This window comes from Ruminococcus sp. AF17-12 (genome assembly GCF_003479245.1).
GTDB lineage: Bacteria > Bacillota > Clostridia > Lachnospirales > Lachnospiraceae > Blautia_A > Blautia_A fusiformis.
In genome coordinates, this window is the sequence record NZ_QUGY01000017.1 from 64,332 (window position 1) to 75,944 (window position 11,613).

The 11,613-nt window shown below is 44.7% G+C and carries 10 protein-coding genes, 1 tRNA gene and 1 rRNA gene (1 of these 12 cut by a window edge); 3 read left to right on the forward strand and 9 right to left on the reverse strand.

Annotated features, from left to right (window positions below):
* Positions 1 to 30: 30 nt before the first annotated feature.
* Positions 31 to 906, reverse strand: coding sequence for a LysR family transcriptional regulator (locus DWW77_RS15725; protein ID WP_021652963.1), 876 nt, complete (start codon positions 904 to 906; stop codon positions 31 to 33).
* A gap of 320 nt (positions 907 to 1,226) precedes the next feature.
* Between DWW77_RS15725 and DWW77_RS15730 the strand changes: the two genes are divergently transcribed.
* Together DWW77_RS15730 and DWW77_RS15735 are read left to right on the forward strand one after the other, a co-directional pair.
* Positions 1,227 to 2,993: an ABC transporter ATP-binding protein gene (locus DWW77_RS15730; protein ID WP_118609092.1), complete on the forward strand. Its 1,767-nt coding sequence runs from the start codon at positions 1,227 to 1,229 to the stop codon at positions 2,991 to 2,993.
* The gene (locus DWW77_RS15735) at positions 2,990 to 4,753 is read left to right on the forward strand and encodes an ABC transporter ATP-binding protein (protein WP_022426123.1); all 1,764 of its coding nucleotides are present in this window, start codon (positions 2,990 to 2,992) and stop codon (positions 4,751 to 4,753) included. Before DWW77_RS15730 ends, DWW77_RS15735 begins: the two co-directional genes overlap by 4 nt.
* A 202-nt stretch (positions 4,754 to 4,955) precedes the next feature.
* Here DWW77_RS15735 and DWW77_RS15740 read toward each other — a convergent pair whose 3' ends face one another.
* From DWW77_RS15740 to DWW77_RS15755, 4 genes are all read right to left on the reverse strand, one after another.
* Positions 4,956 to 5,648, reverse strand: coding sequence for a hypothetical protein (locus DWW77_RS15740; protein WP_015526812.1), 693 nt, complete (start codon positions 5,646 to 5,648; stop codon positions 4,956 to 4,958).
* A 98-nt stretch (positions 5,649 to 5,746) separates the two neighbouring features.
* Entirely contained in the window at positions 5,747 to 7,048 is a 1,302-nt protein-coding gene (hydF, locus tag DWW77_RS15745; protein WP_118609093.1) for a [FeFe] hydrogenase H-cluster maturation GTPase HydF, read from the reverse strand.
* 109 nt (positions 7,049 to 7,157) lie between these two features.
* Complete coding sequence (locus tag DWW77_RS15750) at positions 7,158 to 7,301, reverse strand: maltose acetyltransferase domain-containing protein (protein ID WP_015526815.1); 144 nt, start codon at positions 7,299 to 7,301, stop codon at positions 7,158 to 7,160.
* A 192-nt stretch (positions 7,302 to 7,493) separates the two neighbouring features.
* The gene (locus tag DWW77_RS15755; protein WP_092070922.1) at positions 7,494 to 7,772 is read right to left on the reverse strand and encodes a DeoR/GlpR family DNA-binding transcription regulator; all 279 of its coding nucleotides are present in this window, start codon (positions 7,770 to 7,772) and stop codon (positions 7,494 to 7,496) included.
* Between the two features lie 77 nt (positions 7,773 to 7,849).
* Here DWW77_RS15755 and DWW77_RS15760 point away from each other — a divergent pair, with 77 nt between their 5' ends.
* Entirely contained in the window at positions 7,850 to 8,671 is an 822-nt protein-coding gene (locus DWW77_RS15760) for a Cof-type HAD-IIB family hydrolase (RefSeq protein WP_015526816.1), read from the forward strand.
* A gap of 92 nt (positions 8,672 to 8,763) precedes the next feature.
* Here the strand turns inward: DWW77_RS15760 and DWW77_RS15765 are convergent, their stop codons facing one another.
* From DWW77_RS15765 to DWW77_RS15780, 4 genes are all read right to left on the reverse strand, one after another.
* Positions 8,764 to 9,324 (reverse strand): flavin reductase family protein, encoded by a 561-nt coding sequence (locus tag DWW77_RS15765; RefSeq protein ID WP_015526817.1) that lies wholly within the window; start codon positions 9,322 to 9,324, stop codon positions 8,764 to 8,766.
* Between the two features lie 6 nt (positions 9,325 to 9,330).
* Entirely contained in the window at positions 9,331 to 9,900 is a 570-nt protein-coding gene (locus tag DWW77_RS15770; protein WP_022426119.1) for an NUDIX hydrolase, read from the reverse strand.
* Positions 9,901 to 10,108: 208 nt separating this feature from the next.
* Positions 10,109 to 10,181 (reverse strand) — tRNA-Asn (locus DWW77_RS15775).
* 98 nt (positions 10,182 to 10,279) lie between these two features.
* A 23S ribosomal RNA gene (locus tag DWW77_RS15780) occupies positions 10,280 to 11,613 on the reverse strand; it runs 1,892 nt beyond the window's last position.

Genomic DNA, 11,613 nt, shown 5'->3' on the forward strand with positions numbered 1-11,613 from the left:
TCTGCATACATCCCCTTTCCAGGTCCATGATCAGATTGCAGGGTTTCCTGCATATTTCTCACAGATATTGATAAAATCCTGCATCACGGCAGAAGGCCTGCGATCCTTTTTCCAGGCAAGAAGGATCCTGGTCTTCAGCTTCTCTTCTTCAATGATGCGGATCGGAAGATCTGTACAGAGATCTTCCATGGATCTTGGAAAAACGGCGGTTGCAAGACCTTCCTGCACCCAGAGCATGGCGTCTCTGGGATCATCGCAGACACAGAAAATATCCGGCTGGAGATTTTTTTCTCCAAAGGCTTTCATCAGAAATTCTTCGTACCGCCGGTAAATAATGAGAGGGCATCCAGTCAGCTCTTTAAGGCTGATGCCCTCTTTTTTTGTCTCATTTTCCGGGATCTCCGGAGGAAGGACCGCGATCATGGGTTCCTCATCCAGTTCCAGATAATTTAAACCTTCCAGCTTGATAGGTGTACGCACTACCGAAACATCAATGATCCCATCCATCAGATAATTCAGAAGTGTAAAGGTGATCGCATCCCTTACCTCAAAGTTTACATCACAATTTTCCCTGGAAAATCTGGAAATATAAGGCATAATGGTGGTCACTGTGGTTGGCGTGATCCCGATACGTAAAACCTGTTTTTTCCCTGCTTTGGATACTTCCAGTTCTGTGGAACGAACGTAGCTCAAAATGTTCTCTGTCCTGTCATAAAGAAGCTTTCCGGCTTCTGTCAGTGTCACGCCTGCCCTGGTCCGCTCAAAAAGCTTCACCTTCAGCTCTGCTTCCAGCTGCTTGATCTGATAGCTCAGCGGCGGCTGGGACATGTTCAGTCTCCTTGCGGCTTCATTGATGCTTCCTGTTGCTGCGATCTCATGAAAATATTCCAGCTGTCTGATTTCCATATATAAATCCTTCTTTCTTTATCTGGTATATAACACAGGCAAAACCCATCTACTGCTTATTGCTTTTCGCTATCCCACAAAGTACTTTCTTAATTCGGTTAAGAAATACTATATCTGCAATACTTTGTAAATACTATGAATATCTTTCCCACACAATTATCCGAAAAACCATACTTCTATCATCCCACAGATTTCCGTCCCAGGCAATAGCAAAATTATATTATCATACATTAAAAACAATATTATACGTATTATCTCCATAGGAGTATAATAACAGAGGTTTATTATAGAAAAATAAGGAAACGGAGGAAGAAAAAGAAATGCGAACACTTGCAAAATATCTTCAAAACTACAAAAAAGAAAGCGTTCTGGCTCCTTTTTTCAAGTTTCTGGAAGTTGTATTTGATCTGCTGGTGCCTGTCGTCATCGCCCAGATCATCGATGTGGGAATTGCAAATAATGACCACGGCTATATCGTTCAGAAGTTTTTTATCCTGATACTGATGGCTGCTGCAGGACTTGCAGTCAGCATTACTGCACAGTTTTTTGCTGCAAAAGCCAGCGTAGGCTTTGCCACAGAAGTGCGTCAGGCTGTATTTGACCATATCCAGAAGCTTTCCTATACGGAGCTGGACACCCTTGGCACTGACACGCTGATCACCCGTCTTACAGACGATGTCAATCAGGTACAGAACGGAGTAAACATGGGACTCCGTCTTCTTCTTCGAAGCCCGTTTATTGTTCTAGGCTCTATGGTAATGGCTTTTACCATCAATGTGCGCTGTGCACTGATCTTCGCAGTTGCCATTCCGGTACTGTTCCTGGTTGTCTTTGTGATCATGTTTTTAAGTATCCCGCTTTTCAAAAAAGTACAGGGACGTCTGGATTCCGTCACCCGTCTTACCAGAGAAAACCTGACCGGTGTCCGTGTGATCCGTGCATTTTGCCGTGAAGCTGATGCCGTTGCGGAGTTTGACGAAAGCAATCTTGCACTTACCAGACTGAACGAATTTGTCGGAAAAATCTCTGCACTTTTAAATCCTGCAACTTATGTACTGATCAATATCGCAACAGTAATCCTGATCCGGACTGCAGGTGTACAGGTAAACCTCGGAAACATGCAGCAGGGTGAAATAGTTGCTCTTTACAACTATATGGCACAGATGATCGTAGAACTGATCAAGCTTGCGTCCCTGATCATCACCCTGAACAAATCCATGGCCTGTGCGGATCGCGTTGCCGGAATCCTGAAAGTCGATTCCACCATGACTTACCCGGACAAAGCTTCCTTACCGACTGCGGAAAACAGTGACTATGCAGTTGCCTTTGACCATGTGAGTTTCTCCTATGCAGGAACTGGCGCACCTAGCCTTTCTGATATCACTTTTTCCGCAAAAAAAGGCTCTACGATCGGAATCATCGGCGGTACCGGAAGCGGTAAATCCACTCTTGTGGATCTGATCGCCCGTTTCTACGACGCAACCTCCGGAGTCATTACCCTCGATGGTCAGAATGTACAGACCTATTCCAGGCAGGAACTCAGGGAAAAAATCGGCGTAGTTCCTCAAAAAGCAGCACTTTTCCAGGGAACCATCCGCGATAACTTAAGCTGGGGACGGGAAGATGCCACGGACGAAGAAATGTGGGAAGCACTTACCACCGCTCAGGCTCGTGAAATCGTAGAGAAAAAGGACGGTCAGCTGGATTTCCGTCTGGAACAGAACGGCCGGAATCTTTCCGGTGGCCAGCGTCAGAGACTTACCATTGCCCGCGCCCTTGTGAAAAAACCAGAGATCCTGATCCTGGATGACAGTGCCAGTGCTCTTGACTTTGCCACAGATGCGGCACTTCGGAAATCCCTTCACCAGCTTGGTGGAAAAACAACCACCTTCCTGGTATCCCAGAGAGCCGCCAGCATCCGCCAGGCCGATCTGATCCTGGTACTGGATGACGGTCAGCTTGCCGGAAAAGGAACCCATCAGGAGCTGATCTCTACTTGTAAAACCTACCGTGAGATCTTTTTCTCACAGTTCCCGGAAGAGCGTACCAAATATGAAAAAGCGACTGGAAAGGAGGTCCTGTCATGAGTAAAACAGATACAACCGCCAAAAACAAAAACAGCATGGCAACCTTTTTCAAGGTACTACGTTTCATTGGAAAATACCGTTTTCTTCTCGTATTAAGTGTGATCCTAGCAGCAGTCACTGTAATTTTGCAGCTGTATGTTCCCGTACTTTTTGGTTATGCCATTGATGAGGTCGTTGCTGCCCACGAAGTTGATTTTACAAGAATGGGATTCTATCTTTCCCGTATTCTTGTCATGATCGTATTTTCCGGCATTGCCACCTGGATCATGAGTGTCATCAACAACCGTATGACCTACCGCACAGTACAGGATATCCGTGCAAGATCCATCCGCCATATCCAGAAGCTTCCTCTGTCCTACCTGGACGGACACAGCACCGGTGATATCATCAGCCGTGTCATCGCAGATACGGATATTCTTTCCGATGGTATGCTCCTTGGATTTACACAGCTGTTTTCCGGTGTCATCACCATCATCGGAACCCTGCTCTTCATGTTCTCCAAAAATGTGTGGATCACTCTGATGATCATTGTCCTGACACCTGTAAGCTTTTTTGTGGCGAAATTCATCTCCTCCCATTCCTTCCAGATGTTCCGTGCGCAGAGTGATGCCCGTGGACGTCAGACTGCACTGATCGAGGAAATGATCGGAAATCAAAAAGTGGTTCAGGCCTTTGGTTACGAAAATCGTTCTTCCGAACGTTTTGCTGCGATCAATGAAGAACTCCGTGATGCCAGCCAGAAGGCTGTTTTTTACAGCAGCCTCACCAACCCATCCACACGATGTATCAACAACATCATTTACGCAGGTGTAGCTCTTGCAGGTGCCTTTCTGATCCCGGGCGGTCATCTGACTGTCGGTGGACTTTCCGTACTGCTGGCTTATGCAAACCAGTATATGAAGCCCTTCAACGATATCAGCTCCGTGATCACAGAGCTTCAGAACGCTCTGGCCTGCGCTACCAGGATCTTTGATCTTCTGGAGGAAGAGCCGGAAAGCCCGGATCCGTCCGGAACTCTTGTCGATGTAAAAGGTGCAGTGGATATCCGGAATGTTTCCTTCCGCTACGAAGCGGACAAACCTCTCATTAAAAACTTTAATCTTCATACAGAACCAGGCAGACGTATTGCCATCGTAGGCCCTACCGGTTGTGGCAAGACAACTTTTATCAACCTGCTGATGCGGTTCTATGACGTCACCGGTGGAAGTATTTCCGTGGACGGAACCCCCATCACCGATGTTTCCAGACATGCCCTCCGCAGAAGCTATGGCATGGTTCTCCAGGATACCTGGATCAAGCATGGAACTGTCCGTGATAACATCTGCATCGGAAAGCCGGATGCATCCGATGAGGAAGTGATCCAGGCAGCTAAAATGTCCCACAGCTGGGAATTTATCCGCCGTCTTCCAAATGGCCTGGATACCATTCTTTATGAAGACAGCTTAAGCCAGGGACAAAAGCAGCTTCTCTGCATCACCCGTGTCATGCTGTGTCTGCCGCCAATGCTGATCCTTGACGAGGCAACCTCCAGTATTGATACCCGAACAGAAATGCTGATCCAGGAGGCATTTGACCGGATGATGCAGGGGCGAACAAGCTTTATCGTTGCACACCGTCTTTCTACCATCCGCAATGCAGATGAGATTCTTGTCATGAAAGACGGAAGCATCATCGAACAGGGAAGCCATGAAGAGCTTATGGCAAAAGGCGGATTCTATCAGAATCTTTATAACAGCCAGTTTGTGAAGGTTTCTGAGTAATATAACCTGATTTTTTTAACCAAATCAGGCAACTGGCTAAATACGGATCGCAAATATCCGCCTGACTTAAAATTCTCCGGAACACAGATTTTCTGTACCGGAGAATTTTTTTATACTGTATCAATGATATAAAAAAAATAAACATCTCCATATGATACCTATTTTGATATCCAGGATGATGTCTATTTTTATAAAACTATATTCAGATCTTTTTATATTTTGTCCGAAGAAGCCATTTCTGATCGATCACTTTCAGCTCTTCTCCAAAACGGATGTGAAGCCTTACAGAACCCGGAAGCTGCTCTACATGCTCAATATTTCCGGTTCCGAATTTCGGATGACTGACATCCTCTCCGATCTCATAGCGTACAATACTGTTCTGAGTATTCCTGTGCTGCTGCTCTCTTCTGTAAGTATCCCGCACCGTTACAGTACGGTCATGGATCGGGCTTCGGAGTTTTTTCTCATAGTTGTGTTTCATCAGAGCTTCCCCTGCCTTATAATATGGCGTTGGTGCCGCACCAGTCAAGGAACAGCAGTATTTCCAGGCACTTCCGTGGGTTCCGTGCTGCCACTGATACTCTGAGGGAATGTGAAAATTATACTGCATATAGTGGGCATATTCATGTTTGTAAAGATCCAGTCGGTCTTCTTTTTTCAGAGGATTTTTTACCGCATAGCCGATAAACAGCAGAGAAAAATGGAAATGCTCTTTTTCGTGGCAGCTGCCTCTTGTATAAGATCCCAACAGATCCGGCTCCATGCCAAAAGTTATAGGGATCTTTGCTCCGTTAAGATGAAATTTTTTATCGAATTCTGCATAGAGACTTCGGATCTGAGCTGTAAGTATTGGAATTTCTTTCTGCAGGGCCTGTGAAAGTGTCTGATCGATCATTGTATCTGCAACTCCTTATCGTCACCTTTTGCAAATTTATAAAATGAACAATCGCTACTATATCATTTTTCGGAAAAAATGTAAACACCTGAAAAAAATTACTGTTCCAGTTCTTTCCTCACATCCGGGAACATTTCCACACAACGTTTCAGGATTCCCTGCATGTACGCAATGGCAATTCCGTAATTGGTGATAGGAATCTCCTGATCCAATGCACATTTCTGACGGTAACGCATTTCTCTCTCATTAAGCATACATCCGCCACAATGCACGATCAGACTGTACTTCGTCACATCCTCCGGGAAATCTCTTCCGGAAGAATACTCAAATTCCAGCTCTTTCCCCGTATAATTACGGATCCAGCGTGGAAGCTTGACTGTTCCGATATCATCACACTGCCTGTGGTGGGTACATCCCTCTGAGATCAGGATCTTGTCACCGTCTTTCAGCCGGTCCAGTGCTGCTGCCCCAGCTGCCGCTGTCTTTAGATTTCCTTTAAATCTGGCAAACAGAATAGAGAATGAAGTAAGCCAGATGTCTTCTGGAGTTTCTTCACTGACTCTGGCAAAGACCTGGCTGTCTGTGATCACAAGCTTTGGTTTTTTCCCCAGGGTTTCCAGTGTATTGGAAAGCTCATCCTCTTTGATCACGATGGCTACTGCTCCGGTTTCCAGCACATCACGGATCGTCTGCTGCTGCGGAAGGATCAGACGCCCTTTTGGTGCAGCTTTATCTATGGGAACTACAAGAATCGCAAAATCTGATGGTTCAAGGAGATCCCCTACCAGACGCAATTTCAGTTCATCCGTTACTGCCAGCGAAGCGATCTTTTCTTTCAATTCGTAGATATTCTGACCGGTGGCGGCGCTGGCATAAATAGATTGCTCTGTGTTCTGGTTTTCATGATCCTGTTTCTGGCTGACACTGCTCTCTTTGACCGCACCCGCATGGGTATTCTGGTTTAAGTTATTATCTGAAGAAAGCCGGTTCCCATCTTTTGTTTTCAGCAGATCTGCCTTGTTATAAACAACCAGATATGGAATCTCCTTTTCTTTAAAAATATGGATCAATTCTTCATCCACACTGGTTTTTCCCACAGTGGCATCTACTACAAGAACTGCTACATCCACTCTGTTCAGCACCTGTTTCGCCTTGCGGACGCGAAGTTCTCCAAGATGTCCTTCATCATCAATACCTGGTGTATCTATGATTACCACCGGGCCCATAGGAAGTAGTTCCATGGCCTTACTTACCGGATCTGTAGTAGTTCCCTTTACATCGGATACCACAGCCAGCTCCTGGCCTGTCACCTTATTTACGATACTGGATTTTCCTGCATTTCTTCTGCCAAAAAAACCGATATGTACACGGTCTGCTGACGGTGTTTCATTCATTCCCATAATTTATCCTCTTTTCTTTCAGTATCAGACAGGTCCTCATCCATTCCTGTTCCTATCAACCTGCTTCTTTTTGATTTTTCAAAAGCCGGACATTCCTTCCACTCTTATATCATAGTGTAGTATCTCTTTCAGCATTTCTTTTATCCAACTGTGTGGGACGTGTCATATTGAAATCATAAAGTCGATCCAGCTTTTTGATCTGATCCTGGATGATCTCATCATCATTAGGAAGATATAGCTCTCCTGTATGCATTTTTTCTCATTGAGCGCATGTCAGCACCTCCTTTTTTTGCGTTTTTACAAAAATGATATTTTTTATGTTATCATATCCTATATTCACCTACAAGCATGAATTTTCTGAATAATCCGAGGCTTTTTCGTGAATCTGTTATATTTATATATAATCTGCAGATTTATCTTCTGTCAACAGATTTCTGTATTTTTGCTATTCACAAAATCTTCCACCCTGTCGGATCACTTTATTTTTCTGCTCTGTTTCCAATTCTTCATCGGTAAAGATCAACTGGTACTCACTGACATCATTATATTTTATGAGATTTTTTTTGCCAAACTTGGTATGGTCCGCCAGAAGATAGCTTTCCTCTGCATTGGCATACACGCAGCGTTTCACAGCTGCTTCGATCTCTCTAGTGGCCGATGCTCCAAAAGAGGCATCTACTGCACTGGCTCCAAAAAAAGCTTTGTCATAATGAAATCTGGATATATTTTTATTTTGTTATTTATGTGCTATTTTATATACAGAAACACCTATACTCATCTTTTACAGAAAGGATCTCGAATATGAAACCATTATCTTCATTTAAGCCACAGGCTGTTTTCAGCGATATTGACGGCACTTTACTAACCTCAGAACATGTGGTATCTCCGCTGACTAGTTCCGCCATTCATACTTTGACAGATCAGGGCGTTCTGTTTACTATTTCTTCAGCACGAAGCCCTTCCGGCATCCGTCCTATTATTAAAAAAAATGATTTCCATTGTTGTACCATTGCATTCAGTGGTGCACTAATCCTGGATGAAGATCAAAATATCCTTTACGAAAAAGGAATAAGCATTTCCGACGCTTCCAAAATCATTGATGTGATCGAAAAAAAATGTCCTCACGTGACCTGGAATGTTTTTACCTCAGAAGACTGGATCGTAAAAGACCGGACAGACCCTCATGTGATCCATGAAGAAACGGTTGTGGAAACTACCTCTATAGAGGGATCCCTTCAGTCTCTCTCAGATACGCTTATGGTAGATAAAATCCTGTGTATGTGCGATTCTGAATATATGTCACCGTCAGAAACACTTCTTCGCAAATATTTTCCGGAATTATCTATTGCAAGATCTTCCGATTCTCTTCTGGAGATCATGGCTGGCGGCATAAACAAAGCGGAAGCTGTAAAATATCTTTGTGATCTTCGAAAAATCCCTCTTACCAGTACTATTGCATTCGGAGATAATTATAATGATCTGGAAATGCTGGAGGCAGTAGGATGTGGAGTTTTGATGGGAAATGCACCTTCTGAGCTGCAAAAACATTTCTCTTTTGTAACAAAGAGTAATGATCAGGACGGGATTTTTCAGGCCTTTAAAGAATTGGGAGTTCTGAATTAAAGAATATTTATAACAAATAGAAAGTCTCTTCCAGAAGATAATTTTTTATCTGTACCTGTGAAAGAGACTTTCTGTATTTCAGTAGATATTATTTATTTCAGTGCCGTTCCGGCTTTAAAAGCATCGCCGACTTTTTCGCCAAGACGGATATATGCATTGTTGAACGGATCAAAAGTGATCGGTGCTGCTTTTGCAACATCTACGTTTCCATTTTCATCCAGAACGCTCTCATCCACGCTGACATTTACGATCTCACCGATCAGCCGGCAGGTGTCTTTGTCATAGCTTTTCAGCTTACATTCTATACAGATTGGAAGCTCTTTGATAATAGGTGCATCTACTTTTTCAGATTTTTCTGCTGTAAATCCGGCTTTTACAAATTTATCCGGCTCTTTGTTTCCGGAAACAATTCCTACATAGTCGCAGGCTGTCATATGCTCCACATCTGCCATACTTACTGTAAAAGCGCCTTTTTTCAGGATGTTTTCAGTTGTTTTATGATTTTCACTGACACAGATGGAAATTTCCTTATCATCGCTGATTCCTCCCCAGGCTGCATTCATAACATCCGGTTTTCCATCCTCACCATATGTAGCGATCATTAATACCGGCTGTGGATAAGTGTAAGGCTTTGCTCCGAAATCTTTTCTCATGATCTTTCACTCCTTTATTGTATTGCCGTTACTTTTTATAAATTGACGTACAAGCTGCAGACCTCCCAGCGGAACACAGAATTTATCTCTGTGCTGACTGCATTGCTGATACGTTTCTTCCAGATCAAACCACTGTACCTCTTCTACTTCTTCCTTTTGAAGTGTAAGATGATTGATCTCTACCGGGTGATCGTAGATATAAACAAAAGCGATTTCTTCATCCCGGAATATTTTTCCATGAAATTCTCTGGCAAAAGATATGGGGAATTTTCCTGCAAACTGCAGATCAGCTGATTCCGCATGGATTCCCAGTTCTTCTTTCAGTTCCCGTAATGCCGATTCCATTGGTTCATCTCCCGCCTGTATGTGACCTGCAGATGAAGTATCAAATTTTCCAGGAAAGGAGTCCTTGTTTCTGGATCTTTTCTGAAGAAGGATCTCTGTTTTTTCATTCCTCCGACGGATGATCCAGATATGAGCAGTACGATGAGGGATTCCTTCTGCGTGAGCAATACTCCGTTCTACGATCTTTCCAGTGGGATTTCCGTTTTCATCTATGATATCAAATAATTCCATTTTTCTGCTTCTTTCTCATAAATTATTCTTTCTTAACCAAACCAATTTCATTCTAGCATGATTTCGAAATAGTTTCCAGTCTGTTATCAGAAAACATTCTATAGAAGATTACTTGATTCGGTTAAATATTACGATATATATAACGGATATTTATACAAACATATAAAAAGTGCCTGTAAACAATTCCTTGTTTACAGGCATAAAAAAACTCCCCCTGTTGGACTCGAACCAACGACACTGCGGTTAACAGCCGCATGCTCTACCGACTGAGCTAAGGAGGATTACTTAAATATTTAATTAAGGTTTGTACCTTAAAAACTACATACATGCTTGTTGATCGTTAATCAAACTCTTTGAATCAATTCTTAACCTGCGTTTCTTGGTCAAGCCCTCACCCGATTAGTAACAGTCAGCTCCATGTGTTACCACACTTCCACCTCTGCCCTATCTACCTCGTCGTCTTCAAGGGGGTTTACTTCACTAAGAATGGGATATCTCATCTTGAGGGGGGCTTCACGCTTAGATGCCTTCAGCGTTTATCCCTTCCGGACTTGGCTACCCGGCCATGGCTTTGGCAAGCCAACCGGTCCACCAGCGGTCCGTCCATCCCGGTCCTCTCGTACTAAGGACAGCTCCTCTCAGATATCCTACGCCCACGCCGGATAGGGACCGAACTGTCTCACGACGTTCTGAACCCAGCTCGCGTACCGCTTTAATGGGCGAACAGCCCAACCCTTGGGACCTACTACAGCCCCAGGATGCGATGAGCCGACATCGAGGTGCCAAACCACTCCGTCGATGTGAACTCTTGGGAGTGATAAGCCTGTTATCCCCAGGGTAGCTTTTATCCGTTGAGCGATGGCATTCCCACTTAATACCACCGGATCACTAAGCCCTACTTTCGTACCTGCTCCACCCGTCGGTGTCGCAGTCAAGCTCCCTTCTGCCTTTGCACTCTTCGAATGGTTTCCGTCCATTCTGAGGGAACCTTTGGGCGCCTCCGATACCCTTTCGGAGGCGACCGCCCCAGTCAAACTCCCCGCCTGGCATTGTCCCACCGCCGGATCACGGCGGCTGGTTAGAAGCCCAATATCACAAGGGTGGTATCCCAACAGCGGCTCCGCGGCAACTGACGTTACCGTTTCTCAGCCTCCCACCTATCCTGTACATGCAACACCGGACCCCAGTGCCAAACTGGAGTAAAGCTCCATGGGGTCTTTCCGTCCTGGCGCGGGTAGCCAGCATCTTCACTGGCACTTCAATTTCACCGGATGTATTGCCGAGACAGCGCTCAAATCATTACGCCTTTCGTGCGGGTCGGAACTTACCCGACAAGGAATTTCGCTACCTTAGGACCGTTATAGTTACGGCCGCCGTTTACTGGGGCTTAAATTCAAAGCTTCGACTTACGTCTAACCTCTCCTCTTAACCTTCCAGCACCGGGCAGGCGTCAGCCCATATACCTCACCTTTCGGTTTCGCATAGACCTGTGTTTTTGCTAAACAGTTGCTTGAGCCTATTCTCTGCGGCCTGCTCTCGCAGGCACCCCTTCTCCCTAAGTTACGGGGCCATTTTGCCGAGTTCCTTGGCAATACTTCTTCCGCCGGCCTTAGGATTCTCTCCTCATCCACCTGTGTCGGTTTACGGTACGGGTACAATATAAACAATAGCGGCTTTTCTTGACGCATGGCTCACGGGCTTCGTTACTATATT

Excerpts from the sequence above, each read along its gene's own strand:
- DWW77_RS15750 (WP_015526815.1), bottom strand. The coding sequence starts at position 7,301 with ATGCATACAGGAGAGCTATATCTTCCTAATGATGATGAGATCATCCAG.
- DWW77_RS15725 (WP_021652963.1), bottom strand. The coding sequence starts at position 906 with ATGGAAATCAGACAGCTGGAATATTTTCATGAGATCGCAGCAACAGGA.
- DWW77_RS15735 (WP_022426123.1), top strand. The coding sequence starts at position 2,990 with ATGAGTAAAACAGATACAACCGCCAAAAACAAAAACAGCATGGCAACC.
- hydF (WP_118609093.1), bottom strand. The coding sequence starts at position 7,048 with ATGGGAATGAATGAAACACCGTCAGCAGACCGTGTACATATCGGTTTT.
- DWW77_RS15760 (WP_015526816.1), top strand. The coding sequence starts at position 7,850 with ATGAAACCATTATCTTCATTTAAGCCACAGGCTGTTTTCAGCGATATT.
- DWW77_RS15740 (WP_015526812.1), bottom strand. The coding sequence starts at position 5,648 with ATGATCGATCAGACACTTTCACAGGCCCTGCAGAAAGAAATTCCAATA.
- DWW77_RS15765 (WP_015526817.1), bottom strand. The coding sequence starts at position 9,324 with ATGAGAAAAGATTTCGGAGCAAAGCCTTACACTTATCCACAGCCGGTA.
- DWW77_RS15730 (WP_118609092.1), top strand. The coding sequence starts at position 1,227 with ATGCGAACACTTGCAAAATATCTTCAAAACTACAAAAAAGAAAGCGTT.
- DWW77_RS15770 (WP_022426119.1), bottom strand. The coding sequence starts at position 9,900 with ATGGAATTATTTGATATCATAGATGAAAACGGAAATCCCACTGGAAAG.